The organism is Mesorhizobium sp. WSM4813 (assembly GCF_055811555.1).
In genome coordinates this window covers 101,096-127,772 of sequence record NZ_JBVVQU010000009.1, presented here as the reverse complement: position 1 = coordinate 127,772, position 26,677 = coordinate 101,096, and the positions used below count along the sequence as shown (strand labels likewise).

Below are 26,677 nucleotides of genomic sequence, written 5' to 3'. Positions count from 1 at the left end.
TCACTCCGCCAGCATGGCGCGCTGCGATGGTGCGAAGCCCAACTGCTTGCGCTTTTCCGGCCGCTTGCGCGTCAGCGCCAGCACCATGCCCATCGAGATTGCGATGGCGATCTGCGAGGAGCCACCATAGGAGATGAACGGCAAGGTCATGCCCTTGGCAGGCATCAGCTGCAGATTGACGGCCATGTTGATGACCGACTGCAGACCGAAGACCGTGACCAGGCCGCCGACCGCATAGCGTGTGAAATCGTCCTGCTCCTTGAGCGCGGTGCTGAGGCCGCGCAGCACGATGAAGGCGAAGATGGTCATGATGAAGAAGCACATGATCAGTCCGAACTCCTCGCCGGCCACCGAGAAGACGAAATCCGCATGGCTGTCGGGTATGACTCGCTTGACGGTGCCCTCGCCCGGCCCGACGCCGAACCAGCCGCCATTGATCAGCGCATCGCGGCCCATGTCGACCTGGAACGTATCGCCCTCGCCGGTCATGAAGCGATCGATGCGGCCGGCGACATGCGGGAACACCGTATAGGCGGCGAACACGCCGCCGATGCCGGCAGCGCCCAGCGCGATGATCCACAGCCATGGCAGACCGGCCATGAAGAACATCACCCCCCAGGTGCCAAGCACCAGCATTGTCTGGCCGAAATCAGGCTGCGCCACCAGCAGCGAAATGACGAGGGCCAGCAGCAGCATGGCGAACAGATTGCCTGGAATGTCGGGCTGGCGCTTGTGTTCGGCAAACAGCCAGGCGCAGATGACGACGAACGCCGGCTTCAGGAATTCCGACGGCTGGATCGACACGCCGGCGAGCGACACCCAGCGCCGCGCGCCCTTCACCTCGACGCCGATATAAAGTACCGCCACCATCAGCACCAGCATGATGCACAGCATCGCCAGGGCCATGCGTCTGATCTGCCGCGATTCCAGGAAGGAGACGGCCAGCATCACGCCAAGTGCAGGAATGGTGAAGATGATCTGCCGTGTGGCGAAGTGGAAACTGTCCAGGCCGATGCGCTGGGCCACCGCCGGGCTTGCCGCGAAGGACAGTACGATGCCGAGTCCCATCAGCGACAGGAACGCAGCCAGGAACCAGCGATCGACCGTCCACCACCAGGTGGCAACCGGGCTTTTGTCGAGACGGCTTTGCATTATCGTGCCCCTCCGATGAGCTTCACGCCATCAATAGTGCTCGCAGCTTGCCTGAAGGCTTCGCCGCGCACTTCGAAATTCTTGAACTGGTCGAAACTGGCGCAGGCCGGTGAAAGCAGCACCACCACCTCGCCGTTGTCATCATCCCTGGCCGCGTCGCTTGCGGCATGCTCGACTGCTGCGGCCAGCGTACCGGAGATCTCGTAAGGCACCGCCTCGCCGAGCGTCGCCGAGAAGGCTGGTGCGGCCTCACCGATCAGATAGGCCTTGGCGATGCGCGGAAAGAGGCCGCGCAACGGCTCGATACCACCTTCTTTCGCCAACCCGCCGGCGATCCAGTAAATGCGCGGAAAGCTGGACAATGCGGGCGCTGCCGCATCGGCATTGGTCGCCTTGGAATCGTTGATGAACAGCACATGGCCCTTGCGGCCGACCTGCTCCATACGGTGCGCCAGCCCGGGAAAACTCTCCAGCCCTGACTGGATCTCGCCCAGCTCGAGCCCGACCTTGAGGCAGGCGGCGATAGCGGCCAACGCATTCTGCGCATTGTGCTGGCCGCGCAGCGAGCCGATGCCTTCGAGAAAGGCAACGCGGCTGTAACGGCCATGCACCGCCTCCATCAGATTGGTGCCGTCGGCGAAATAGCCGTCGGTCAGCGGCAGGCGCTTGGAAATGCGGATGACATGCCGGCCTGCCCGTTCCAGCCGGTCGGCGAGCTGGGCGCACCAGGAATCGTCGACACCGACGATTGCCGTCTCGCTGCCGGCCGCCAGCCGTTCCTTGATCGCGGCGTAGTGCTGCATCGTGCCATGACGGTCGAGATGATCGGGCGTCAGGTTGAGCAGGACGCCGGCGGTCGGATTGATCGAGGGCGCCAGGTCAATCTGGTAGGACGAGCATTCCACGACATAATGCCGCCCAGACTCCGGTGGATCGAGCGTCATCACCGCGCGGCCGATATTGCCGCCCATCTGCGTGTCGCGTCCGGCCGATTTCAGGATATGCGCCGTCAGCGCCGTCGTCGTCGATTTGCCGTTCGTGCCAGTAATGGCGATGAAGGGCGCTGCCGGCGCCAGCAACGTCCGCTGCCGGCAGAACAGCTCGATGTCGCCAATGATCTCGACGCCTGAAGCGCGTGCCAGCTCCACTGTCCAGTGCGGCTTCGGATGCGTCAGCGGCACGCCGGGCGACAGCACGAACGCCGCGAACTTCGCCCAGTCGGCGCCGCGCAGGTCGCCGGTCGCGATACCGACGGCCGCGGCATTGGCGACGCTGCCGGGATTGTCGTCCCAGGCCAGCACATCCGCCCCGCCCTCGATCAACGCGCGCGCAGTGGCGATCCCCGAGCCGCCGAGCCCGAAGAGCGAAACGCGCTTGCCTGCGAAAGATGCGGCGGGGATCAAGCGACCTCCTATCTAAGCTTCAGGGTCGACAGGCCGACCAGCGCCAGGATGACGGCGATGATCCAGAAGCGGATCACCACCTGGCTTTCGGTCCAGCCGAGCTTCTCGAAATGATGATGGATCGGCGCCATCAGGAACACGCGCTTGCCGGTCATCTTGAAGTAACCGACCTGGATGATGACCGACAGGATCTCGACGACGAACAGGCCGCCAACGATGACCAGCACGATCTCGTGCTTGGTGGCAACTGCGACCGTGCCGATCAGGCCGCCCAAGGCCAGCGAGCCGGTATCGCCCATGAAGATCGCCGCCGGCGGTGCGTTGAACCATAGGAAACCGAGGCCGGCGCCGATCACCGCGCCGAGGACCACCGCCAATTCGCCGGTGCCGGGCACGAAGTGAATCTGCAGATATTCGGCGAACACCGCATTGCCGGAGAGATAGGCGATGACGCCGAAGGACGCCGCTGCGATCATGATCGGCACGATCGCCAACCCGTCGAGGCCATCCGTCAGGTTCACGGCATTGCCGGCGCCGACGATGACGAAGCAGGAGAACGGGATGAAGAACCAGCCGAGATTGACGAGAAACTCCTTGGCGAAAGGAAACGTCAGCGACGACGAGAACGGCGCCTGGCCGTTGTGCATGATCACCCAGGCGGCGATGCCGGCGATGACGAATTCAAGCCCCAGCCGCGCCTTGCCGGAAAAGCCGAGATGCGATTGCTTCGTCACCTTGAGATAATCGTCGTAGAAGCCGATCGAGCCGAAACCCAAGGTCACCAGCAGTACCACCCAGACATAGATGCTGGACAGGTTCGCCCACAAAAGCGACGAGCCAATAATGCCGCACAGGATCATCAGACCGCCCATGGTCGGCGTGCCGGCCTTCTTGAAATGCGTCTGCGGCCCGTCGGCGCGGATCGGCTGGCCCTTGCCTTGCCGCAGCCTCAGCGAATTGATGATAGCCGGTCCGAAGATGAAGACGATCAGCGCCGCGGTGATCAGCGCGCCGCCGGTACGGAAGGTTATGTAGCGAAAGACGTTGAAGACCGAGATCTTGTCCGCGAATTCGACGAGCAGTGTGAACATGCGATTCGGTCCCCGGACCTGGCTCTAGGCCTGTTTGGCGGTTGTGGCTACCACCGGAAATTTGCTGAGCAGTGCGTCGACCAACTTGGAAAACCCGATGCCTTTCGACGATTTGATCATCACCACGTCGCCGGGCTTCAGCGCCGACAGAAGCACCAGTTTCAGATCCTCTGCGCCGGCGCGATACTCCGTCTCGATCTCATCAGGCAGAATGTCGGCCAGCGCCCGCATCTCCGGACCGGCGAGAAAGACCGTGCGCGTTTCGGTGCCGACGATGAGATCGGCAAGGGCTGCATGCAGCTTCGCCGAATGGTCGCCGAGTTCGAGCATGTCGCCGAGCACCGCGATACGCCTGCCTTCGCCCGATACCGGCGTCGCGTTGAGCAGCGCCATTGCTGCGCTCATCGACGCCGGATTGGCGTTGTAGCTCTCGTCGATCAGCGTGATCGGACCTTTCGGGTGGCGCAGCACATGGCGCTTGCCGCGTCCGCGTTCGGCCGAAAGATCGGCCAGCGCCGTCGCCACCCTAGCGATGTCGGCGCCGACCAGATGCGCGGCGCCCAGCACGGCCAGCACGTTCTGCACCATGTGTCGGCCCGGCGCGCCTACCCTGGCGGTGATCTCCTGACCGCCGATCTTGGCTGTGATGACAGAATGATCGGCATGCAGCGTGCATTCGAGCAGCTTGAAGGTCGCACGGGCATTCTCGCCAAAGCCGTAAATATGCTGGACGCCGGCGGCTCTCGCCAACTTGTCCAGAAGCTTCCAGCGCGGGTCGTCGCGGTTGAGAAGGACAGCACCATCCGGTTCCAGCCCCTCGAAAATCTCGGCCTTGGCCCTGGCGATCTCCTCCAGATTACGGAAGAAGCCGAGATGTGCCGCGGCGATCAGCGTGACGATGGCAACATGCGGCCGGACCATCTTGACCAGCGGCCGGATCTCGTCGGGATGGTTCATGCCGATTTCGAAGACGGCATAGTCGCAATCCATCGGCATCCGCGCCAGCGTCAGCGGGACGCCCCAGTGGTTGTTGAAAGATTGGGCCGATGCATGCACCTTGCCGACCACGGACAGCACATGGCGCAGCGCTTCCTTGGTGGTGGTCTTGCCCGCCGAACCGGTCACCGCAATGATCCTGGCATTCGAGCGCGCGCGCGCGGCCAGCCCTAGCTTTTCCAACGCGGCGAGCACGTCCTGCACGACGATCATCGGCGCAGTCAGCCGCCCGAGCGACGGCAGCTTGCCCTCGGCGACGACCAGCACGCCGGCGCCGGCCTTGATGGCGGCGGTCGCGAAATCATGGCCGTCCATCGCCTCGCCCTTGATGGCGAAGAAAGCATCGCCCGGCTCAAGGCTGCGGCTGTCGATCGAGATGCCGCTGATGCCCTCCGGCATCGGACCGAGCGGTCGTCCGCCCATGGCGGCGACGAGATCCTCGGAGGTCCAAAGAAAGCTCATGTGGCGCGCTCCTGAAGCGCGGCGCGGACTTCCTCATGGTCGGAAAAATGCAGCGTCTCGGCGCCGATGGTCTGGCCTTCCTCATGCCCCTTGCCGGCCACGATCAGCGTGTCGCCGGCATGGAGCATGGCGACTGCCTCGTGGATCGCCTTGCGCCGATCGCCGATCTCGATAGCGCCGGGTGCAGCGGCAAGGATCGCGGAGCGGATCGTTTCGGGCACTTCCGAGCGCGGATTGTCGTCGGTGACGATGACGACATCGGCGAGCCGCGTAGCGATCTCGCCCATGATCGGACGCTTGCCCCGGTCGCGGTCGCCGCCACAGCCGAACACGACGATGACGCGACCGGTGGTGAACGGCCGCACCGAGGCCAAGACGTTTTCCAGCGCGTCCGGCTTATGCGCATAATCGACATAGACCGGCGCACCATGGGATGTTGTCCCAACGAGGTCGAGCCGACCCGGCGCGCCTTTCAATTTCTCCAACGCCATCAGGGCTTTGGCTGCAGGCGTTCCAGTAGAAATGGCGAGGCCCGCCGAAACCAGGGCATTGGCGATCTGGAAATCCCCGGCCAGCGGCAGGTCGACCTCGTGGAGAACGCCATCGACTGCCACCTCGGCACGCTGGCGGTGGCGCTCGTGCTCGACCCGCTTCAGTGTCAAGAACTCGCCGTGACGGCCGACCGTCAGCACATCCAGTCCCGCCGCCCTCGCCGCCCGGATCGTCGGCTCCGACCACGGATCGTCGGCAAAGATGACGGCCGGTGCACCCTTCGGCAGCAGCGTGTCGAACAGGCGCAGCTTGGCGCGAAGATAGTCCTCGACTGTCGGATGATAGTCCATGTGGTCGCGGCCGAGATTGGTGAAGCCGCCGGCTGCAAGCTTCACGCCGTCAAGCCGGCGCTGGTCGAGACCGTGGCTGGAGGCCTCCATCGATGCGTGGGTGACGCCGGCATCCGCCAGTTCCCGCAGCAGCCTGTGCAGATCGACCGGGTCGGGGGTGGTCAGCGAGCCATATTCGTTGCGGCCCGGCGCAACCACGCCGGTCGTGCCGATCGAGGCGGCGGCAAAGCCTGACTGCTCCCAGATCTGCCTGGTGAAGGCCGCGACCGATGTCTTGCCGCTGGTCCCGGTCACCGCGACCATGGTTTGCGGCTGGCTGCCGAAGTAGCGGGCGGCACTCCGCGCCAGCGCAAGGCGCGGATCGTCGACGGCGAGAACGGGCACCGGCAGTCCGGCGACGGCACTGCCCTTGCTCGCCACGATCGCCGCTGCGCCGCGCTTGGCGGCATCGGCGGCATAGGCCGCGCCATCGGCCTTGGTGCCAGTGAGCGCGAAGAAGACCACGCCCGGTCGTACCTGGCGGGAATCCGACGAAATGCCGGTAACCTCCATATCGAAGGAATCTGTCCCCTCGACAGGCAGGATACCGGCTAGATCTTTCAGCTTCATCGAACCCCGTTCATCGCAACAAAATAGCGCGCTGTTGCCGGCGCGCCCTAAGAATCACTGATAGGAAACCAGCGTTGCGCCATTTTCATGGCTGAAATCTGGCTTTACGCCAAGCATGGAAGCCGAACGTCGGATAATGTTTGCAGCCATGACGCCAGCATTCGAGGCGGCGGTTGCACCCATGCCGGGCTTTTCCGGCTTCGGTTCGTCGGCGATCGTAAGCACGATGTATTGCGGATCGTCCATCGGGAAAGCTGCGACGAAGGCGTTGAAATTCTTGTCCTTTGAGTAGCGGCCGTTGACAACCTTCTCGGCGGTTCCGGTCTTGCCGCCGACGCGATAACCAGGAACCCTGGCGTTCCTGCCTGACCCTTTCTCGGCGTTCAGTGCGTAGAGATAGCGCATGCTCTCGGAGGTCTTGTCGCTGACAACTTTCTTGGCCACTGACATCGCCTGTTCCTGCGCGCGTCTCAGGAATGTCGGCTGGATCAGATAGCCGCCGTTCAGCAGCGCGGCGCAGCCGACCGCCGTCTGCAGCGGCGTCGTCGACACACCGTGCCCGAAGGCGATGGTGATCGAATGGACCTGTTTCCAGACTTTGGGCTCGGTCGGGCGCGCGACCTCAGGCAGTTCCGTCTGCATCTTCTCGAGGATGCCCAGGCGATGCAGGAATTCGCGGTGCCCCTCAATGCCAACCGCTTCGGCTTCCTTGGCCGAACCGATGTTGGAGGAGTAGATGAACACTTCGGGCACCGACAGCACCCGGGCCTTGCCGTGAAAATCATGGATGGTCTGACGGCCGATCCTGATCGGGCGCGAAGCGTCGAAACGGCTTTCCAGCGTCACTTTGCCGGAATCGAGCGCCATGGCGGTGGTGAAGCTCTTCAACGTCGAACCCATTTCGTAAAGGCCGGCTGACATGCGGTTCAAGCGGTCCTTGTCTTGCGCATTGTAGGGGTTGTTGGGATCGAAATCGGGAACCGAGGCCATCGCCATCACTTCGCCGGTCTTTATGTTGAGAACGACGGCGCCCGCTGCGATTGCGCGGTATTTCTCCATGCCGGTGGCGACCTCGTCACGCACGATATGCTGGACGCGCAGGTCGATCGAGAGCTGCACCGGCTTCAGATCCTTTGCGACCGCAAGACCCGACGCCTGAAGGTCGCTCAGCCCCTGTTCGTCGATGTATTTCTCCATGCCGGAGATGCCCTGGTTGTCGATGTTGGTGAGCCCGACAATGTAGGACGAGGTTTCGCCAGCCGGATAGAAGCGGCGCTTTTCGGTGCGGAAGCCGAAGCCGGGAATACCGAGTTGCATGATATCCGATTGTTGCTTGGGCGTCAGTTGCCGCTGCAGCCAGACGAAGCCGGCGCCGCTCTTCAGCTTATGGTAGGTCTGCTCGTAGTCGATTTCGGGAAGCACCGTCGCCAGCTTTTCGATCGCCTCGTCGGCGTCGACAATGCGGCGCGGTTCGGCAAACAGCGACGCCGTCTTGATGTCCGTCGCCAGCACTTCGCCGTTGCGGTCGATGATGTCGGGCCGTGACGCCGTCACCCGGCTCTGCGGACCGCCGGACAGGTCGGGATTCTGGAAACCCAGATAGACCAGCCGCCCGGTGATGGTCGAATAGATGCCGAAGAACACCGCCATCGTCATCACGATGCGGGTCCTGCCCTTGCCGCCGGTCGCCTTGCGGGCACCTTCCACCACAATCGATCCGTCTTCCGACTTGACGCGGCGCTTCAGCAGTCTGGCGATCAAAGGAAGCCTGGCGATCATTGGACGATGCCTCCGGTCACGGGGTCATTGTCGCCCAATGACCCTTTGCCAGAACTGTCGGCCATTCCGCCCAGCCGCTGCGACGAAAGGTCCTCGATGGTGAGGGATTTTGCCGGCAGATCGTCCAGCCCGATGATCTGGCGGGCGCTGACCGGCTCGAGTCCGAGTTGCGATTTGTAGATCTCGGCCAGCTTTTGCAGGCGCGACGGCTGGGTCAGCAGGCTCCAGTCCGCCTTCAGGAGATCGATCGTATCCTCCTCGTAGCGGATCTGCGCCTGGATCTTATGCACCGCCGCTAATTGTTCCTCGGCCTCGCGCTTGGTCTTGTAGGTCAAGGCCGCAGCCGAAACCATGACGGCGATAAGGACTATGTCGCTGGTACGAAACACGTGCTCACCTCTCTCCCGGCCGGACGACACCGGGAAGTTTTGGGTCAGGAAGTTTTGGAAGCCCGAAAATCGCAAAGTCGCCGGCCCGCGGCGGCGCGTCGGTGCGGATCGCAGCGCGCAGCCTTGCCGAGCGCGCGCGCGGATTGACTGATATCTCGGCCTCATCAGGCGTCACGCCGCTACCCGCCTTTTTGAAGGTGGCGGTGCGCGCTTGCGCCTCGGGCAGGTGCCGCGATCCGGTTGCCGCATCGGCGCGGTCGGCGATGAAGCGCTTGACAATGCGGTCTTCCAAGGAGTGGAACGTCACCACGGCCAGCCGTCCGCCCGGTTTCAGCACGCGCTCAGCCGCAAACAGCGCTTTGGCCAGTTCGCCGAGTTCGTCATTGACGAAAATGCGCAGCGCCTGGAAGACGCGAGTCGCCGGATGGATCTTGTCCTTCGGCGCTCGACCGACATGCGTTTCGATGGCGTCGGCAAGGTCGAGCGTGCGCTCGAACGGATGTTTTTCGCGACGGCTTTCGATCATGCGGGCGATGCGGCCGGCGTGACGCTCTTCGCCAAGAAACCCGAAGATGCGGGCAAGGTCGCCCACTTTGAAGCTGTTGACGACATCGGCGGCGCTGAGGCCCGCCTGCGCCATACGCATATCGAGGGGTCCGTCGGCGCGGAACGAAAAGCCGCGCTCCGCCTGGTCGATCTGCATTGAGGAGATGCCAATGTCGAGGACGACGCCGTCGGCACTTTCGACATGCTCGTCCAATGTCGAGAACGGCGCCGGAACGAGCCTGAGCTTGCCGCCTGATTGATGTTCGAGGACACGACCCGCAGCGATCGCATCCGGATCGCGGTCTATGGCGACGACCGAGGCGCCGCTTGCCAGAATGGCTTTGGTATAGCCGCCGGCGCCGAAGGTGCCGTCGACGATCAGCTCGCCCGCTTTAGGCGAAAGCGCCTCCAGCACTTCGGCAAGGAGGACCGGAATGTGACGGGCCGGTCCGCCAACGGCGTGAGGGTCATCGCCGTAGCCCGCCATCATTCCGGTCGCTCCCCAGGCTTCGTCCCCTGCCGAAGCTGCAAAAGCCGGGCGCGTGCTTCCGCCCCATAGGCGGTGAGCCGTCCAGGTTCCCAGATCTGAAAGAAATTGCCGCGGCCGACAAACGCTGCTTCCGCGGAAATGCCGGTGTGCTCGCGGATGAAATCGGTCATCGAGATGCGGCCGTCCTGATCGAGCTTGAGAAATGTTCCATCGCCATGGCAGAAGAACGACATGTCGTCCGCGGTCTGCAGGAAGGGATCTTCCTGCGCGATGCGCTGCTCGTAGCGGTCGAGCAGGTCGAGCCCGCCGACATCCATCGCCGGGCGATCCAGGCAGCGCAGTGCATAGAGTTCCGAATAGCCGCGTTTCTGCACAACCGCACGGAAATGCGCTGGAACGGACACCCGTCCCTTCGCATCGATCCTGTTCACCGCGCTTGACAGAAACCGGTCCATTACGCGTTACGGCCGCTTGCGCCGCCGCACCCCTCTGCATCTTCCCGCCCGCGCCGCCCCGGCGCGGTCCCTGCCCAAAACTCACTTCGTTCCAGGCGAAAACAAGCAAACGCGCAGCCGCCGCGGCTGCCCGATTGGCGTACGCTTCACCCTGACGCGGAACGAAGGCTTGAATATCGAAATGGGATATCATGGGGCGCTATGGGCGTCAACGGGAATAGGCTTCACAAACGCGCGCGCCACAACCGATGAGAGCAGCTTTGACGGCACTCCCGTCTTTATGCTCCATTAAGCCTAACGAAGCGTTTAGAGCTGCTTGGCCTAACCGGAGGCGGCTTGCCGCGGATCGCGGCCACGCATAGCGTCACCCTGTCTTTCTCGGTCAGAAACAAGGTTGAAATCCATGTCCGAAACAGCCAAGTCTCGCGCGGCGGCCCTTCCCCATCTGCGTCGCGGCAGGCTTGCCAAGGGCGACCCAATTCCCCTGCCCCTAACTATGGCCGCCATTTTCCACTCACCCGGCGACGCCACCGGGTTTGATCAATATGGCCGCTTCAGCAATCCGACCTGGGACGCGGTCGAACACATGCTGGCGCATCTGGAAGGCGCGCCATGCGTTGCCTTCCCCTCGGGAATGGCTGCGATCTCGGCGGTGCTTTTTGGGTTGCTCAAATCCGGCGACCGAATCCTGCTGCCGTCGGACGGCTATCACACCACGCGGGCGCTGGTGGACGGTTTCCTAAAACCTTTCGGCGTCGCCCATGATGTCCGGCCGACATCAAGCTTCCTCGACGGCGGCTTCGATGGATATCGACTGGCCTTCGTCGAAACTCCCGCCAATCCGGGACTGGATATCTGCGACATTACGGCTGTCGCCGAAGCCGTGCACAAAACCGGCGCGATCCTGGTGGTCGACAACACGACGATGACGCCCTTCGGCCAACGCCCGCTCGATCTCGGCGCCGACATCGTCATTGCGGCCGACACCAAGGCGCCCAATGGCCATTCCGACGTCCTGTTCGGCCATGTCGCCAGCCGCAATGCCGACATCATCGCCGCCGTGTCCGGCTGGCGCGAGACGTCAGGCGCCATTCCCGGGCCATTCGAGGCGTGGCTTGTGCATCGCGGCTTGGAAACACTCGACGTGCGTTTCGACCGCATGTGTTCTTCCGCCGAAGTCATCGCGCGGCGGCTGCAAGGCCACCCCGCTGTCAGCGGTCTGCGCTTTCCCGGATTGGAAAGCGATCCATCGCACAATCTTGCCCGCGCCCAGATGGAGCGCTTCGGCTTTCTCATCTCGTTTGTGCTGGCATCGGAGGACAAGGCCGAGGATTTCATCAACAACTGCGCATTGATGCAAGCGGCGACGTCGTTCGGAGGCGTGCATACGTCGGCGGAACGGCGAGCAAAAAGAGGAGACGCTGTGCCGCCCGGCTTCGTTCGCCTGTCGGTCGGCTGCGAACCGGTGGAAGCGCTTTGGCAGGCGATCGAAGCGTCGCTGGATGGCGTCGGCGGCTGAACGAACCGATCACGAAGCCAGATCGTCGGCTTCGATATTGCGCCGGCCATGCAGCACGCGCAGAATCTCGACTGCATCCTCGCCGACACGATACAAGGTGAGATACTCGCCGATGACCAGATGACGGATGCCAGGCGCAATGTCTTCGCGCGGTGCGCCTGAGAAGGGATACAGGATCAGCAGATCCCATCGCCTTTCCAAGGTGTCCACGAGACGGACCGCAGCGTTTGGATTGTGTTCGGCAATGTAGTCGCCGATAAGTTCGAGGTCGATCAATGCCTGAGGAAGCAGGCGGTATTTCACTCCCCAAGGCCTTTGGCCTCGGCCATTTTCAGATATTTGGCACGTAATCGTTCCATGATTGGCGGCCCGTCCAGCGCCGGTCCGCTGTCGATCCCCTCCTGCACCAGCTTGCGCAACTCCTCGACGGTATAGCCGTGCAGATCGCGCCGGTCCTTCCATTGCCTGAGTGCGTCGCGGATCACCTCGCTCGCCGAGGCGTATTCGCCGGCGGCGACCACATCGTCGACCGCGGCCGCCAGTTCCGGCGAAAGCGTGATGCTGCGTTTGTCCACCTGACCCATGGTGCGCTCCTGAAATTGCCCGCAGCCATGGTACGATTTAATCGCACCGGTTTCAAGAAACGCTTGCTCCCCGCACAGCTCGGCAAAGCTGATTCAGTCAATGAAGCATCTGACCAGCAGGCGCGCCCGAAGACGCAACCTGCTGATATCAGGGACTTTCCTTGTAGAATCTGGACGAAAATTGCCAGCTGGCCTGTAAGCCGGGTTCTGTATGGCCCTCGCCCCTTGCGACGCGAGAACGTGGCGGCCATTCATCTTGGGCGCATGTTGCCATGCACCTCACGCAACCTACCCGGACGGTGAGCCGGAAACAGCCCTCGAGGGTTTCCCCTCGCACCGCCCCTATTCGGTCTTGCTCCCGGTGGGGTTTACCGTGCCGCTCCTGTTGCCAGTCGCGCGGTGGGCTCTTACCCCACCCTTTCACCCTTACCACGACGGATCATGGCGGTTTGCTTTCTGTGGCACTTTCCCTAGGGTCGCCCCCGCCGGCCATTAACCGGCACCGTGTCTCCATGGAGCCCGGACTTTCCTCACCCGCAGCCTTTCGGCTTCGCGGGTGCGGCCGCCCGGCCAGCTGGCAAGCGTATAAAGAGGTTCACGTCCGAAAACGCAAACAAAAAAAGCAGCTTCCGGCTTATTACGCCGGCGCTCCAAGCGCGGCCAACTGCACCTTGACCTTGCCGCAATAGGCCGCGGAAATCGGGTTCATCCGCTTGGCGCCATGGCCGGCATTGTATTTGAGGATCGTGCCGCAGGTCGTGCCGTCGCCGAGGTTCCGCGCCATGGCGAGGTATTTCATGCCGTATTTGATGTTGGTCTCGGGATCGTAGAGGCCCTTGATCGAGCCGCTGTAGCCCATCATCCGCGCCGTCGACGGCTTGATCTGCATCAGGCCTATCTCACCGGCGCTACCAACCTGGTTTGGCTGGAAGCTGCTTTCGATCATGATGACGGCCTTGGCGAGCGAGACCGGCACACCATTGCTGGCGGCATGACGCTCAATGATCGTCGAATACTGGCCGCTATCGCCAGCGGCCGCCGCCTTCGGCGCCGCCGCCCGGCTTTTCCGGCTGATCGACGCCGTCGTCGCCTGGTCGATACGAGCCCTGTTACGCTCCACATGTCGCTTAGAGACTGCCTTCTTTGCAGAGACTGGCTTTTCCGCTTTTTCCGCCTTTGCGGATGCTGGCTTTTTCACTTTTACCGCAGCAGCTCTCTCCGCCTTTGCTGAGGCTGTGCTTTTTTCCTTTGCATCTTGGCCGGCTTTCGGCGTGGCGGTTTTGTCGGACACGGTAATGAAACCCTGGTCGGCCCGCTGGCTCAGCGGCGCGCCATTGGCGGCACCGATGGCAAAATTCATTACGCCGGCAGCAACAGCTGCCGTTAAAACGGTCAATTTCTGCATGGGATCCTGTTCTGTTTGAACCGCGACGAAGAACTTCACGCAGCTACGCTAATCAACATCGGAACATCTGGGAGGCTGTAGGTCCGACAACTTGCACGGATCGCCTTTGACGACCGAATTGGCGGCAAAAAAGGCGGGGCAAGTCACTTTGAGTGACAGGCTGTAACTCAACGGCTAGGAAAAGACTACTTGGACGGGACTCCCCTCACGGAAACAAGCAGCCTTTCCAGCGTGCGAATTGTCGATCCGTCGGCCACGCCATCCACTTTGCGTTGGCGGAAGTGCCGTTGAAAAGCCTCGACCACGATTTCGGTCTGCCGGTTGAAGGCGCCTGATATCTCCACGCCATAACCGTAGAGCGCCAGCATCGATTGCAGCGCCTCGACCTCGGCATCCGCATCGCCGGCCCTTAGCACCGCGCCGCGCCTGACGGGTGCCGCTTCGACGAGATGGCCGACACCGGCCTCGAACAGGGCCTTCCAAGGGAATTTCTCGCCCGGATCGATCTTGCGTCCCGGCGCCACGTCGGAATGGGCAAGCACCCGTTGAGCTGGAATGGAATGGCGCTGGATGATCCCCTTGCACAGGCCGATGACGGCATCGATCTGCCGTTTCGGAAAATTCCGATAGCCCAACAAATGCCCCGGATTGACGATCTCGATGCCCACCGAACAGGAGTTGATGTCGCTGCGTCCGAACCACGAACTCTTGCCGGCATGCCAGGCACGGTCGCTTTCCCTGACCATCTGGATAATGCGGCCGTCCTCATGGACGATATAGTGTGACGAAACCTCGCTGGCCGGATCGCACAGCCATGCTTCGGCCCCGGCGCCGGTCTGCATGCCGGTGTAGTGCAGCACGATCATGTCGGGCTTATCGCGTCGTGGACCGAAATTCGGCGATACCCTTACCTCGGCGCTTGGCTCGTCGGGCGGGAAGCCGCTCATGCGTGCCGCAGGCCTCGTTCGATCATCTCATAGGCCGCGTTGATCGCTGCTATCCTGCTCGTTGCGATCTTGATGAATTCCTGCGGCAGGCCGCGTGCGATCAGCCGGTCGGGATGGTTGTCCGAAACCAGCTTGCGATAACGCTTCCTGACCTCCTCGAACGTTTTTCCCCGCTCGATGCCAAGCACGACATAGGGGTCGGCGGCACCCAGGTCGACGTGCCGGGCCAGAATGCTCTGGTAATGCGCCTCCTCGATCCGGAAGATCTCGGCAATACGATGCAGGAACTGGCCTTCGCGCTCGTGGACCAGCCCGTCGGCCTTGGCGATGTGGAACAGCCCGTCGAGAATATCCTCCAGCATCTTGCAGTTCGAATGACCGGAGCCGCAAAGCTGCGCCATGCGCGCGGCATAGGTCTCGAAGCCGGCGATGTCGCGCTTGGCCAGATCGTAGAGTCGCGCCACATTGCGCGTTTGGTCTTTCGGCACTTCGAATATCTGCTGGAAGGCGCGCACCTCGTCCTGCGTGACAACGCCGTCGGCCTTGGCCATCTTGGCCGACAGTGCGATCATCGCTACCGAGAAGGCGACGCGCCGACGCAGATCCGGGTCGCCGGAGAAAACCGTGCGCACGGCTTCGACGACGTCGGCGACACCCGACGAGGTTGAGGACGAAACGCGGGTGATGAAGTCGCCGAGGCGATCCCAAATCGACATGAGCACCTATTAGGGCTAACCGGCCACCGCTATCAAGCGAAGACAATGCCGCAGGGCCGGCCCAACCGATTTCGCGGGCCGCCTGAAGCAGCTGGCGCTGACCGTCGATCATGGAAAATCAGGAGACGGCAGTCGGGGCACCGGCCATGGCGCGAACCGCAGTCGTTGCCGCTTGGCGGCGAGCTTCGGCTATGTCGTGTCGGGGAAACTGGCTACGCCGAGCTGACAGGTGGGCTGCTGGGCGTTATTGCTCGTGTCAGCCAGGTGCAATTGCTGCAAGCCTTCGTCGCCTTGCCATTTCGGCCCCCCGCGGGGCGAAAAAGTGACCGGCAACTGTGCTGTTTGCGCTGCGGCGACAGCCGCAAGGCGCCTATCCAGAAGTCAGAAGGCCGGCATCATGCCGGCCTTCTGTACATCACATGGGAGCTACTGCGCCGGCGCTGGCTGTGCCGGAGCGGGCTCAGCTGGCTTCGTGGCGTCAGGAGCCGGCTGCATCGGCTGTTCGTTCGCCGGCGGATTGGTGCTCTGCGTGGTTGTGGCGTCCCCGCCCGTGCCGCTGTCGCTGCAAGCGGCAACGCCAAGCAGGGCAAGCGCCGAAACCGACGCAAGAATGAGCTTCTTCATGACATCTCTCCTCTAATCACGCCCCCGCTACCGGGTGACGATCGAGGACGGAATGCATCAGGCGCCTATGAGTTTCATAACGTTGCGTTTCCGCATGTAACATCATCTGCTTTTGCCGTTGCCGGCGAAGGCATAGCGAACTAACACCAAGCCATGGCGAATTGACACATTGAATCAATAAAATGCCTGGGAGAGCTGCCGTGACCGCCAAATGGGATTTCTGGATCGACCGCGGCGGCACCTTCACAGATGTCATCGGCCGTGACCCGGAAGGCGGGCTGCACCCGCGCAAGCTGCTGTCCGAGAATCCTGAAGCCTATGCCGACGCCGCCATCCAGGGCATTCGCGAGCTGCTCGGATTAAAATCCGGCGCGCCGATCCCGTCCAGCCTGATCGGCGACATCAAGATGGGCACCACCGTTGCCACCAACGCGCTTTTGGAGCGCAAGGGCGACCGTGTGCTGCTGCTCATCACCAGGGGATTTCGCGACGCGCTGAGGATCGCCTATCAGGCGCGGCCCGACATCTTCGCCAAGGAGATCATTCTTCCCGAACAGCTCTACGAGCGCGTCATCGAGGTCGACGAGCGCGTGCGCGCCGACGGCCGCGTCGAACGGCTGCTCGACATCGCCGCCATGCGCCCGGCCATCGAACAAGGCAGGGCTGACGGCATCGACGCCGTGGCGATCGTCTTCATGCATGCCTGGAAATATCCTGATCACGAAAAAGCGGTTGCAAAAGTCTGCAGAAAACTGGGGTTTCGCCAAGTCTCGGTCAGCCACGAGGTCTCACCGCTCATCAAGCTGGTCGGCCGCGGCGACACCACAGTGGTCGACGCCTATCTGTCGCCGATCCTGTCGCGCTATGTGAAAAGGGTGGCGGGTGAGTTGGGCGTGGCGTCAATCTCCCCCCTTGTGGGGGAGATGTCGGCGAAGCCGACAGAGGGGGGCGCTGTCCCGCCAGCATCTCAGCCTTCCAACAGTGCCAACGAGGACGGAAAGCATCCTACGGCGCCCCCCTCTGCCCTGCCGGGCATCTCCCCCACGAGGGAGGAGATCGGCCAATCCCCCCGTCTCATGTTCATGATGTCATCGGGTGGCCTCACCGCCGCCGACATGTTTCAGGGCAAGGACGCGTTGCTGTCCGGTCCGGCCGGCGGCGTCGTCGGCATGGTCGAGACCGCGAAACTCGCCGGTTTCGACAAGGTCATCGGCTTCGACCTGGGCGGCACCTCTACCGACGTCGCCCATTTTGACGGCGACTATGAGCGCGCCTTCGACACCGAGGTTGCCGGCGTGCGCATCCGCGCGCCGATGATGCGCATCCACACCGTCGCCGCCGGCGGCGGCTCGATCCTGCATTACGAGGCCGGGCGCTTCCGCGCCGGGCCGGATTCGGCCGGCGCTAATCCCGGCCCGGCCGCCTACCGGCGCGGCGGGCCGCTGGCCGTCACCGATGCCAATGTCATGCTGGGCAAGCTGCAGCCCGACTTCTTCCCGGCCATTTTTGGACCCGGCCAGAACGAGCCGCTCGACGTGCAAACCGTGCGCGAAAAATTCGCAGCACTGGCAGCCGAAATCGGCGACGGCCGCTCACCGGAGGCGGTGGCCGAAGGGTTTATCACCGTCGCCGTCGAAAACATGGCCAACGCGATCAAGAAGATTTCCGTGCAGCGCGGCTACGATGTCACCGAATATCTCTTGAACTGTTTTGGTGGCGCCGGCGGCCAGCACGCCTGCCTGGTTGCGGACGCACTCGGCATGGAAGCGGTGCTGATCCATCCTTTCTCCGGCCTGCTGTCGGCCTATGGCATTGGATTGTCCTCGGTGTTTGCGTCACGTCAGCAGGCGCTGCTGAAGCCGCTGGCTGAAGACTCGAGACCGGTGATCGACGAGCTCGTCGCGACATTGCGCAAAGCCGTCATCGACGAGCTTGCCGCACAAGGCATCGCCGAGGACGCGGTCGCCTCGAAGCCGGTGCTGCATGTCCGCTACGACGGCACTGACACCGCACTGCCGGTGAATTTCGAGCACGACTCGATTGCACGGGCCAAGGGCGATTTCGAAACGGCCCACAAGGCGCAGTTCGGCTTCGTCTATGACGACAAGCCGATAATCGTGGAATCGGTCGGCGTCGAAGGCATCGACACCGGCAGCACCGGCCGCGAGGAAAGTGATTCAGTCCTTGAGGACACCGCCGCAAGCCCTTCGCAGAGTCGGAAAATCTTCGCCGACGGCACCTGGCGAGACGCCGGCATCTTCCGCCGCGAGGTACTCAAACCGGGGTACAAGGTTGCCGGCCCTGCCCTGGTCATCGAACCGAACCAGACCATCGTCGTCGAGCCGGGCTGGCAGGCCGGGATCACCGCCAAGAACCATGTGCTCTTGCGCCGCATCGAGAAAAAGCGCCGGCAGGCGGCGCTCGGCACCGAGGCCGATCCGGTCATGCTGGAGGTGTTCAACAACCTGTTCATGTCGATCGCCGAACAGATGGGCGTGACGCTGCAGAACACCGCCTATTCGGTCAACATCAAGGAGCGGCTGGATTTCTCCTGCGCCGTCTTCGACCGTCATGGCGCGCTGGTCGCCAACGCGCCGCACATGCCGGTGCATCTCGGCTCGATGGACCGTTCGGTGGAAACCATCATCCGGCTGAACTCGGGCGACATCCACCCCGGCGACGTTTTTGCCCTGAACGCGCCCTATAATGGCGGCACGCATCTGCCTGATATCACCGTGGTGACGCCGGTGTTTGAGGAAGAGCGCCCAATCTCCCCCCATGTGGGGGAGATGTCGGCGAAGCCGACAGAGGGGGGCGCTGTCTCGCCAACGCCTCCAATTAGCGAGACGGCATATCGCGAAGCCGAGCGCTCGACGTTGCCCCCCTCTGCCCTGCCGGGCATCTCCCCCACAAGGGGGGAGATCGGCCAATCGCCAAAGATCCTCTTCTACGTTGCCTCCCGCGGTCATCATGCCGATATCGGTGGCACGGCGCCCGGCTCGATGACGCCGCTCGCCACCACGGTCGACGAAGAAGGCGTGCTGTTCGACAATTTCCGCATCGTCGATCGCGGCCGGTTCCGCGAGAAGGAACTGGAGACGCTGCTCACCGACCACCCCTACCCGGCACGCAATCCGCATCAGAACATCGCTGACCTCAAGGCGCAGATTGCCGCCAACGAAAAGGGCGTTGCTGAACTCCGCAAAATGGTCGCGCATTTCGGCCTTGGCGTGGTTGAAGCCTATATGGGTCACGTCCAGGACAATGCCGCCGAAAGCGTGCGCCGCGTGCTGGAGCGGCTGCCCGACAGTTCCGTATACGAGTATCCGACCGACACCGGCCAGGTCATCAAGGTGAAGATCTCGGTCGACCGGCAGAAGCGTGAGGCGACGGTCGACTTCACCGGTACCTCGCCGATCATGAAGAACAATTTCAACGCCCCCGAGCCGGTCGCCCGCGCGGCCGTGCTCTATGCCTTCCGCGTCATGGTCGAGGACATGATCCCGATGAATGCCGGGTGTCTGAGACCTATCAACATTATCATTCCCGAGGGTTGCATGCTGAAACCCACCTACCCGGCGGCAGTCGTCGCCGGCAATGTCGAAACCTCGCAGCATGTCACCAATGCGCTGTTCGGCGCCATGGGCGCGATGGCCAACGCACAAGGCACGATGAACAACCTCACCTTCGGCAACAAGCAGTACCAGTATTACGAGACGATCTGCTCCGGCTCGCCGGCAGGCCGGATGAACAACGGTCGCGGCTTTGCCGGAACCTCCGGCGTCCACACCCACATGACCAATTCGCGCCTGACCGACCCGGAAGTGCTGGAACTGCGTTTCCCCGTCCTGCTCGAGGATTTCCACATCCGCGAAGGCTCCGGCGGCAAAGGCAAATGGAGGGCCGGCGACGGCACCGAGCGCACCGTCCGTTTTCTCGAAAAGATGGAGTGCGCCATCCTGTCCTCGCATCGCAACCGCCCGCCGCAAGGCCTGGATGGCGGCGGCGATGGCGAGATCGGCTGGACCAAGGTCCGCCGCAAGGATGGCCGCATCGAAGTCCTGAAGGCTTGCGACCAGACCGTGCTGGAGGCCGATGAAGCCATCATCGTGACGACGCCGACGCCCGGCGGATTCGGCGAGGCCTGAGCTCGCCTCAACAGACTGTCACCGGCCTGTCATAACGCTGCGCTACCCGCTTGCGCCAGAGCAAACGGGGAATCGCCTTGTCATGACGGATCTTTCCGGAGAACTGGTTTTTCGCCGCGGCAAGGAAGTCGGCAAGGCCGTCTACCAGAACCGCCCGCTGTCGAAGGCCGGTGTTTCCGAACGGCTCTTCGCGTTGCTGTTTTCCGGCCTCGTCTATCCGCAGATCTGGGAAGACCCCGACGTCGACATGGAGGCGATGCAGCTTGGCCAGGGCCATCGCGTCGTCACCATCGCCTCGGGCGGCTGCAACATCCTCGCCTATCTAACCCGGTCGCCCGAGAGGATCGATGCCGTCGATCTCAACGCCGCCCACATCGCGCTGAACCGCATGAAGCTGGAAGCGGTGCGCCACCTGCCGTCGCAGGGCGACCTGTTCCGTTTCTTCGGCGCTGCCGAGACCCGTCACAATTCGCAAGCCTACGATCGCTTCATCGCGCCGCATCTTGACCCGGTCAGCCGCCATTACTGGGAGCGTCGCAACTGGCGCCTCCGCCGCCGCATCGCCGTCTTCGACCGCAATTTCTACCAGACCGGCCTGCTCGGCCTGTTCATCGCGATGGGTCACCGCACCGCCAAATTCTTCGGCGTCGATCCGGCCGGCATCATGCATGCCAAAAGCCTCGCCGGCCAGCGCCGCTTCTTCGACGAGGAACTGGCGCCGGTCTTCGAAAAACCGCTGCTGAAATGGGCAACATCGCGAAAAGCCTCGCTGTTCGGGCTCGGCATCCCGCCGGCACAGTACGATTCGCTGATCACCTCGGGCGACGGCACCATGGCCAGTGTGCTGAAAGCCCGGCTGGAAAAGCTCGCTTGCGATTTTCCGCTAGAGAACAACTATTTCGCCTGGCAGGCTTTTGCCCGCCGCTACCCCAATCCCGGCGAGGCGGCGCTGCCCGCCTATCTCGAAAAGCGCAACTACCAGACGATCCGCAACAATGTCGACCGCGTCGCCATCCACCACGCCAATCTGATCGAATTCCTTGCCGGCAAGGATGCCGGTTCCGTCGACCGCTTCGTCCTGCTCGACGCACAGGACTGGATGACCGACGATCAGCTCAATGCGCTGTGGGCCGAAATCACCCGCACCGCGTCGACTGGTGCCCGCGTTATTTTCCGTACCGCGGCCGAACCCAGCCTGTTGCCCGGCCGGGTCTCGAATTCGCTGCTCGACCAGTGGAGCTATGCGGACGAGGCGTCGCGCGAATTCTCGGCCCGCGACCGTTCGGCCATCTATGGCGGCTTCCACCTTTATGTGAAGCAGGCCGCATGAGCGCGACCGAACTGCCGGCCGGGCACGGCGAACCGCCGGCCGGGCACGGCAAACCGCCGGCCGGGCACGCCGAGCTGATGGACGGCGTCTACCGCTGGCAGCGCCATTTCTACGACCTGACCCGCAAATACTATCTGCTCGGCCGCGACCGGCTGATATCAGGGCTGGATGTGCCGGCTGGCGGCACCGTGCTCGAACTCGGCTGCGGCACCGGCCGCAACATCGTCCTCGCCGCCAGCCGCTATCCCGACTCCCGCTTCTTCGGTCTCGATATTTCGGCCGAAATGCTGGAAACGGCCACTGCTGCCATTGCCCGCGAAGGCCTCTCAGGCCGCGTCAAGCTGGCGCGCGGCGACGCCACCGATTTCGACGCGAAGGCCCTGTTTGCCGTCGAAAATTTCGACCGCATTTTTGTCTCGTATTCGCTGTCGATGATTCCCGGTTGGGAGAAGACGGTTTCCGCGGCACTTGCAGCCCTGTCGCCCGGCGGCTCGCTGCACGTCGTCGATTTCGGCCAGCAGGAGGCCCTGCCCCGCTGGTTCCGCACGCTGCTGCGCGGCTGGCTGAAGAAATTTCACGTTGAGCCGCGTCAATCCCTGCGGGACGTCCTGGAATCGGAATCTGCAAGAGCCGGCGCAACCCTTCGGTTTAGAACGCTTTATGGCGGTTACGCCTGGCTGGCCGTCACCAAGATCGCCATCTAGTAGCAATGCTCTGATTTCTGGCGCAGGAAGGCTGCTCCAACTCCTCAGTGAGGCGGGGTTTGAACTCAGCTAAATCACATTGCCGTATGACCCAAGGGGTGGTACATCAGCTCATCGCTGGAAGCATGGGATGATCATAGGCTTTAGAGACGTATGGCTGCGGGCCTTCTTCGTGGACGACACTCACTCCCGCAACATTCCGTCCGATCTCGAAAGTCGCTTGTTCCGCAAGCTCCAGATGATTGACGACGCAGCGATCGATCAGGATTTGCGTGTGCCGCCCAGCAACCATTTCGAGAAGTTGCGCGGCAATCTCGAAGGCTTCCATTCGATCCGTGTCAACAAACAATGGCGGCTGGTCTTCCGCTGGGATGGTGGCCGGGGTGAGGCGTCGGACATATATCTCGACGACCACGGCTATAGGTGAGGTGAGACATGTTGATGACTGCACGCAAGCCAGCAACGGTTGGCGAAATTCTTACCGAAGAATTCATGCAGCCATTCGGCCTGACACAGGCGACTTTGGCCGAAGCTATGGGCGTCCAGCGCAAGCATGTGAACGAATTGTGCAACGATCGCCGTAATGTGACGGCGGCAACCGCGCTCATTCTGGCGCGGGTGTTTGGCAACAGCCCGGATTTCTGGTTGAACGTCCAACGCCGCAGCGATCTGTGGGCGGTCATGAATTCGCCCGACGAGCGAGCGCGTGTTGATCGTGCAAGGCCTTTGGCGACAGCTGCATAGACCCTGCGGCGAGCGATCGCCGCATTCCTCTAATGCAGCGCCTTCACCAGCGCTGCCAGCATGATCTGCGGCCGATAGCCGAGCTTGGCCGGCGTCAGGCCAAGCCGCACCACCACAAGCTGCTGCGAGGGGATGACGGCGACCGTCTGCCCGTCATGGCCTTCCATCCAATAAGTATCACTTGGCAGGCCCGCAGCGATGCCGGCGCCGGGGCTCTCCTCGTCGCCCGGCCCCTCGATCCACACCTGGCCCCTGCCGTAGACTTTTGAGGCGGGTGCAGCTTCCCGCATCCAGGCGACGAAACCGGCAGGCAGGATCTCCTGGCCGTTCCAGACGCCGTCCTGCAGCAGGAATTGGCCGAAGCGCGCCCAGTCGCGCGCGGTGGCGTAGAGATAGGACGAACCCACGAACGTGCCGTGCTCGTCGGTCTCCAGTACCGCGCTCTGCATGCCGAGCGGGTCGAACAGTGCAACCCTTGGCCACGCCAGCGCCTTGTTCTTGTCGCCGATCGCGTCCTGCCAGAGCCGCGACAGCATCACTGCCGTGCCGCTCGAATAGGAAAACATTTTGCCGACCTCGCCGGTCAGCGACTTGGATCCGGCAAAGCCTGCCATATCAGGCTCGAGGTAGAGCATCCGCGTGACGTCGGTGACGTCGCCATAATCCTCGTTGAACTCCAGCCCGCTCGACATCGCCATCATGTCGGCGAGACTGATGGCTGCGCGGCCATCCGCTTTCCAGGGTCCGAACAGGCCCTGGTTCGTCATCACCATCTTGCCGTCCTTCACCAGAGTGCCAACGATCGCGGCATTTACAGTCTTGGTCATCGACCAGCCAAGCAACGGCGTCTTTTCGGTAAAGCCTTCGCCATAACGCTCGGCAACGATGCGGCCGCTCTTGACCACCACCACCGCCCGCATACCGGCGCCGGTCATTGCAGGATCGTCGAGGATTTTCGCGATTTCGGGATTTTGCGAGACATCGACCTTGTCGCCGTCCGGCCAGAAGGCGTCGAGCGGCGGTGCCGGTGTCAACGCCGGCCCGGCGGCCGCTTTGGCCGTGGCGATGTCACCATCCGGAACCGAAGCACAGCCGAGCCCGTCACGAACGACCGCGACGCTTTTGCCGAACACGCCGAAGAGCCCGGCCGAAACCGTGCCCTGCTCCTTGTCGACGGACACCCTCATCAGCCTGAGCAGCGGATGGCCCGGCGCCTGCACGTCAACGGCGAGCACCTGATCGGCATCGCGTGCGGCGATAAAAACATTCGAGCAGACGATCTTGGCCGTATAGCCCGAGCCGACGCGGATCAGTTCCGGCGGCGCGATGTAAAGCCAGGCGGCGAGTGATGCGACCGCCAGCACGGCCAGCCCAAGCAGCCATTTGACGACCTTAAGAACGATCCGCATTTTTCGCCCCATATTCCCGCGCATGGATTTCCAGCTCGATTTGTGCCATCGATTTGCCGCCATTGCTTCGGCAAATCTTGGCTCCTGTCGAGCGCCGTCAACCTGTTATCAACCATGATCGGCGATCATTGGAAGTAATGAGCGGTCCTGTGGGGCGATCGCTTGGGGGCACGGTCGAGGGACCACCTGCAGCAACAACCCATCAGCGGCCGGCTGAAACCGGTTCAGGAGTAGCGATGCGCCGTTTCGCGGCTTTCATCTTGCTGACGCTGCTGGGCGCCTGCTCGACCGTCGACGATCTTGCGCCGTCGTCGCCGGGCGCCCCGACCGTTGCGGTGCGCGCACCCCGTTTTGACGACTCCGACCCGCATGAATGGGACAGCGGCGCGCCGTGGAGCTATGCCGTTCACGGCACCGACGTCTCCAAATACCAGACCTCGGTCGATTGGCCGGCCGCCAGGGCCAGCGGCATTTCCTTCGTTTTCATCAAGGCGACGGAAGGCGGCGATCGCTTCGACGAGTATTTCAACGAGCATTGGAGCCGCACGAAAGCCTCAGGAATCCCGCGCGCGGCCTATCATTTCTACTATTTTTGCACACCGGCCGCCACGCAGGCGCGCTGGTTCATCCAGAACGTGCCCAGAGACCGGTCGGCAATGCCCCCGGTTCTCGACATGGAATGGAACCCGCAATCGCCGACCTGCAAGCTGCGGCCGGATGCGGCCACGGTGCGCAGCGAGATGAGCACATTCCTCGAAATCGTCGAAAAACACTATGGCAAGAAGCCGATCATCTACACCTCGATCGATTTCTTCGACGACAACGGCCTATCGGCCTTCCGCGGCTATCCCTACTGGTTGCGTTCGGTGGCCGGCCACCCGCGCAAGAGATACGGCAGCCACCCCTTCACTTTCTGGCAGTACACCGGAACCGGTATTGTGCCGGGCATAAGGGGCAAAGCCGATATCAATGTCTTCAACGGCTCGGAAGCCGCCTGGAACAAGTGGCTGCGGCAGAACACCCGTTGACAGCGGGCCTGCCGCCTGCTTTTCGACACAGCCAGTGAAGGACGCCTGCAACCGCCGGTAATCTTCTCGGGAGGATGGCAATGCGATTGCGCTTGGAAATTCTCGCGGCGCTGTTTCTGGCCGTCACGGCGGCGCCGGCGGTGGCACAGCAATGCGGTGGCGATTTCGAAGCATGGAAGCAGGGCGTGGCGGCGGAGGCCAGGAACGCCGGCGTCGGCACTGCCGGCCTTGAGGCGCTGGAAGAGGCCACCGCCGACGAAAAAGTGCTGGCGCGCGACCGCGCCCAGGGCGTCTTTACCCAGACCTTCATCGAGTTCTCGAACCGGATGATCTCGGGCTACCGGCTGAAGCAGGGAGCGGTCATCCTAAAACAATATGCCGACGTCTTTGCCCGCGCCGATCGCGAATTCGGCGTTCAGGCCCCGGTCATTGCCGCCTTCTGGGCGCTGGAAACCGATTTCGGCGCCGTGCAGGGCGATTTCCACACGCTGAACGCACTGGTCACGCTCTCTCACGACTGTCGTCGCCCGCAGCTCTTCCGGCCGCAGATCGTGCCATTGCTGACACTGATCGACCGCGGCGTCGTGCCGGCCGACGTCACCGGGGCCTGGGCGGGCGAAATCGGCCAGACGCAGATGCTGCCTTCCGACTATCTCGGCCGCGGCGTCGACGGCGACGGCGACGAAGTGATCGACCTGCGCGGCAGCGCGCCAGACGTGATCATGACCACGGCCAACAAGATCATGTCGCGCGGCTGGAAACGCGACCAGCCCTGGATCGAGGAAGTTCGCGTGCCCGACGACTTGCCATGGGACCAGACCGGCCGCACCAACAAGCTGCCGCTGACGCAATGGGCTCAGTGGGGTGTCACCAACCCCGATGGCACGCCGCTTGTTGACAACGGCCTGAAGGCAGGTCTCGCGCTGCCCATGGGCCGCAAGGGGCCCGCCTTCCTCGTCTATGACAATTTCGACGTCTACCTCGAGTGGAACCAGTCCTTCACCTATGCGCTGACTGCGGCAAATCTCGCCGCGCGGCTGGCGGGTGCACCGCAATTCGACCCGCGCAATCCCGAACCCGGCCTTAACGGCGACCAGATGAGGGCATTGCAGACAAAGCTCGAGGCCAGAGGCTATGACGTGGGAACGGTCGACGGCATCCTGGGCACCAACACCCGCGAGGCGATCCGTAAGGAGCAGATGCGGCTAGGCCTGCCGGTCGACGGCTGGCCGACGGAGGAGCTTCTGGCGAAGCTCAGGGAGTAGTGGGTAGGGTAGTGGGTAGGGAATAGTGAGTAGTGAGTAG

The 26,677-nt window shown here is 62.8% G+C and carries 24 protein-coding genes and 1 other RNA gene; 8 read left to right on the top strand and 17 right to left on the bottom strand.

Annotated features, from left to right (window positions below):
* The 9 genes from ftsW to mraZ are packed head-to-tail and all read right to left on the bottom strand — an operon-like array spanning nucleotide 1 to nucleotide 10,214.
* Nucleotides 1–1,152, bottom strand: a complete 1,152-nt coding sequence (gene ftsW / locus AC0L25_RS07545; RefSeq protein ID WP_473594908.1) for a putative lipid II flippase FtsW — start codon at nucleotides 1,150–1,152, stop codon at nucleotides 1–3.
* Nucleotides 1,152–2,555 carry a UDP-N-acetylmuramoyl-L-alanine--D-glutamate ligase gene (murD, locus tag AC0L25_RS07540; protein ID WP_473594907.1) on the bottom strand — a complete coding sequence of 468 codons (1,404 nt, stop codon included), beginning with the start codon at nucleotides 2,553–2,555 and terminating at the stop codon, nucleotides 1,152–1,154. Before murD ends, ftsW begins: the two co-directional genes overlap by 1 nt.
* An 8-nt stretch (nucleotides 2,556–2,563) precedes the next feature.
* Nucleotides 2,564–3,646 carry a phospho-N-acetylmuramoyl-pentapeptide-transferase gene (gene mraY, locus AC0L25_RS07535; protein ID WP_473594906.1) on the bottom strand — a complete coding sequence of 361 codons (1,083 nt, stop codon included), beginning with the start codon at nucleotides 3,644–3,646 and terminating at the stop codon, nucleotides 2,564–2,566.
* A 24-nt stretch (nucleotides 3,647–3,670) separates the two neighbouring features.
* Complete coding sequence (locus AC0L25_RS07530) at nucleotides 3,671–5,104, bottom strand: UDP-N-acetylmuramoylalanyl-D-glutamyl-2,6-diaminopimelate--D-alanyl-D-alanine ligase (protein ID WP_473594905.1); 1,434 nt, start codon at nucleotides 5,102–5,104, stop codon at nucleotides 3,671–3,673.
* Nucleotides 5,101–6,555, bottom strand: a complete 1,455-nt coding sequence (locus AC0L25_RS07525; protein WP_473594904.1) for a UDP-N-acetylmuramoyl-L-alanyl-D-glutamate--2,6-diaminopimelate ligase — start codon at nucleotides 6,553–6,555, stop codon at nucleotides 5,101–5,103. Before AC0L25_RS07525 ends, AC0L25_RS07530 begins: the two co-directional genes overlap by 4 nt.
* A 54-nt stretch (nucleotides 6,556–6,609) precedes the next feature.
* Nucleotides 6,610–8,334, bottom strand: a complete 1,725-nt coding sequence (locus AC0L25_RS07520; protein WP_473594903.1) for a peptidoglycan D,D-transpeptidase FtsI family protein — start codon at nucleotides 8,332–8,334, stop codon at nucleotides 6,610–6,612.
* Nucleotides 8,331–8,723 (bottom strand): cell division protein FtsL, encoded by a 393-nt coding sequence (gene ftsL, locus AC0L25_RS07515; RefSeq protein ID WP_473594902.1) that lies wholly within the window; start codon nucleotides 8,721–8,723, stop codon nucleotides 8,331–8,333. The genes AC0L25_RS07520 and ftsL overlap by 4 nt, the downstream gene beginning before the upstream one ends.
* 4 nt (nucleotides 8,724–8,727) lie before the next feature.
* Nucleotides 8,728–9,759 (bottom strand): 16S rRNA (cytosine(1402)-N(4))-methyltransferase RsmH, encoded by a 1,032-nt coding sequence (rsmH, locus tag AC0L25_RS07510; RefSeq protein WP_473594901.1) that lies wholly within the window; start codon nucleotides 9,757–9,759, stop codon nucleotides 8,728–8,730.
* A complete protein-coding gene (gene mraZ / locus AC0L25_RS07505; protein ID WP_123151963.1) occupies nucleotides 9,756–10,214 on the bottom strand; it encodes a division/cell wall cluster transcriptional repressor MraZ in 459 nt (152 codons plus the stop codon). The genes rsmH and mraZ overlap by 4 nt, the downstream gene beginning before the upstream one ends.
* 403 nt (nucleotides 10,215–10,617) lie before the next feature.
* Here mraZ and AC0L25_RS07500 point away from each other — a divergent pair, with 403 nt between their 5' ends.
* On the top strand, nucleotides 10,618–11,733 hold the full coding sequence (locus AC0L25_RS07500) for a cystathionine gamma-lyase (protein WP_473594900.1): 1,116 nt from the start codon (nucleotides 10,618–10,620) through the stop codon (nucleotides 11,731–11,733).
* Nucleotides 11,734–11,742: 9 nt separating this feature from the next.
* Here the strand turns inward: AC0L25_RS07500 and AC0L25_RS07495 are convergent, their stop codons facing one another.
* The 7 genes from AC0L25_RS07495 to AC0L25_RS07465 form a co-directional block, all read right to left on the bottom strand.
* Nucleotides 11,743–12,036: a type II toxin-antitoxin system RelE/ParE family toxin gene (locus tag AC0L25_RS07495; protein WP_473594899.1), complete on the bottom strand. Its 294-nt coding sequence runs from the start codon at nucleotides 12,034–12,036 to the stop codon at nucleotides 11,743–11,745.
* The gene (locus tag AC0L25_RS07490) at nucleotides 12,033–12,317 is read right to left on the bottom strand and encodes a type II toxin-antitoxin system ParD family antitoxin (RefSeq protein WP_352955305.1); all 285 of its coding nucleotides are present in this window, start codon (nucleotides 12,315–12,317) and stop codon (nucleotides 12,033–12,035) included. The genes AC0L25_RS07495 and AC0L25_RS07490 overlap by 4 nt, the downstream gene beginning before the upstream one ends.
* A gap of 180 nt (nucleotides 12,318–12,497) precedes the next feature.
* An RNA gene (gene rnpB / locus AC0L25_RS07485) (RNase P RNA component class A) lies at nucleotides 12,498–12,895 on the bottom strand.
* Nucleotides 12,896–12,954: 59 nt separating this feature from the next.
* A complete protein-coding gene (locus tag AC0L25_RS07480; RefSeq protein WP_473594898.1) occupies nucleotides 12,955–13,722 on the bottom strand; it encodes a lytic transglycosylase domain-containing protein in 768 nt (255 codons plus the stop codon).
* A gap of 185 nt (nucleotides 13,723–13,907) precedes the next feature.
* Nucleotides 13,908–14,669, bottom strand: coding sequence for an N-acetylmuramoyl-L-alanine amidase (locus tag AC0L25_RS07475; protein WP_473594897.1), 762 nt, complete (start codon nucleotides 14,667–14,669; stop codon nucleotides 13,908–13,910).
* The gene (locus tag AC0L25_RS07470) at nucleotides 14,666–15,385 is read right to left on the bottom strand and encodes a TerB family tellurite resistance protein (protein WP_473594896.1); all 720 of its coding nucleotides are present in this window, start codon (nucleotides 15,383–15,385) and stop codon (nucleotides 14,666–14,668) included. The genes AC0L25_RS07475 and AC0L25_RS07470 overlap by 4 nt, the downstream gene beginning before the upstream one ends.
* 426 nt (nucleotides 15,386–15,811) lie before the next feature.
* Nucleotides 15,812–16,009 (bottom strand): hypothetical protein, encoded by a 198-nt coding sequence (locus tag AC0L25_RS07465; RefSeq protein ID WP_202366999.1) that lies wholly within the window; start codon nucleotides 16,007–16,009, stop codon nucleotides 15,812–15,814.
* Nucleotides 16,010–16,209: 200 nt separating this feature from the next.
* Between AC0L25_RS07465 and AC0L25_RS07460 the strand changes: the two genes are divergently transcribed.
* The 5 genes from AC0L25_RS07460 to AC0L25_RS07440 all read left to right on the top strand — a co-directional run bounded on the left by AC0L25_RS07460 (nucleotide 16,210) and on the right by AC0L25_RS07440 (nucleotide 22,935).
* Nucleotides 16,210–20,157: a hydantoinase B/oxoprolinase family protein gene (locus tag AC0L25_RS07460; RefSeq protein ID WP_473594895.1), complete on the top strand. Its 3,948-nt coding sequence runs from the start codon at nucleotides 16,210–16,212 to the stop codon at nucleotides 20,155–20,157.
* 82 nt (nucleotides 20,158–20,239) lie between these two features.
* Entirely contained in the window at nucleotides 20,240–21,487 is a 1,248-nt protein-coding gene (locus tag AC0L25_RS07455; RefSeq protein ID WP_473594894.1) for a BtaA family protein, read from the top strand.
* Nucleotides 21,484–22,191 (top strand): class I SAM-dependent methyltransferase, encoded by a 708-nt coding sequence (locus tag AC0L25_RS07450; protein WP_473594893.1) that lies wholly within the window; start codon nucleotides 21,484–21,486, stop codon nucleotides 22,189–22,191. The genes AC0L25_RS07455 and AC0L25_RS07450 overlap by 4 nt, the downstream gene beginning before the upstream one ends.
* A gap of 130 nt (nucleotides 22,192–22,321) precedes the next feature.
* Complete coding sequence (locus AC0L25_RS07445) at nucleotides 22,322–22,618, top strand: type II toxin-antitoxin system RelE/ParE family toxin (protein WP_473594892.1); 297 nt, start codon at nucleotides 22,322–22,324, stop codon at nucleotides 22,616–22,618.
* Between the two features lie 8 nt (nucleotides 22,619–22,626).
* Complete coding sequence (locus tag AC0L25_RS07440) at nucleotides 22,627–22,935, top strand: HigA family addiction module antitoxin (protein WP_473594891.1); 309 nt, start codon at nucleotides 22,627–22,629, stop codon at nucleotides 22,933–22,935.
* A 29-nt stretch (nucleotides 22,936–22,964) separates the two neighbouring features.
* Here AC0L25_RS07440 and AC0L25_RS07435 read toward each other — a convergent pair whose 3' ends face one another.
* Nucleotides 22,965–24,344, bottom strand: a complete 1,380-nt coding sequence (locus AC0L25_RS07435) for a serine hydrolase domain-containing protein (RefSeq protein WP_473594890.1) — start codon at nucleotides 24,342–24,344, stop codon at nucleotides 22,965–22,967.
* A 236-nt stretch (nucleotides 24,345–24,580) separates the two neighbouring features.
* Between AC0L25_RS07435 and AC0L25_RS07430 the strand changes: the two genes are divergently transcribed.
* Together AC0L25_RS07430 and AC0L25_RS07425 are read left to right on the top strand one after the other, a co-directional pair.
* Nucleotides 24,581–25,372 carry a glycoside hydrolase family 25 protein gene (locus AC0L25_RS07430; protein WP_473594889.1) on the top strand — a complete coding sequence of 264 codons (792 nt, stop codon included), beginning with the start codon at nucleotides 24,581–24,583 and terminating at the stop codon, nucleotides 25,370–25,372.
* Nucleotides 25,373–25,452: 80 nt separating this feature from the next.
* On the top strand, nucleotides 25,453–26,637 hold the full coding sequence (locus tag AC0L25_RS07425; RefSeq protein ID WP_473594888.1) for a lytic murein transglycosylase: 1,185 nt from the start codon (nucleotides 25,453–25,455) through the stop codon (nucleotides 26,635–26,637).
* The last annotated feature ends 40 nt before the right edge of the window (nucleotides 26,638–26,677 follow it).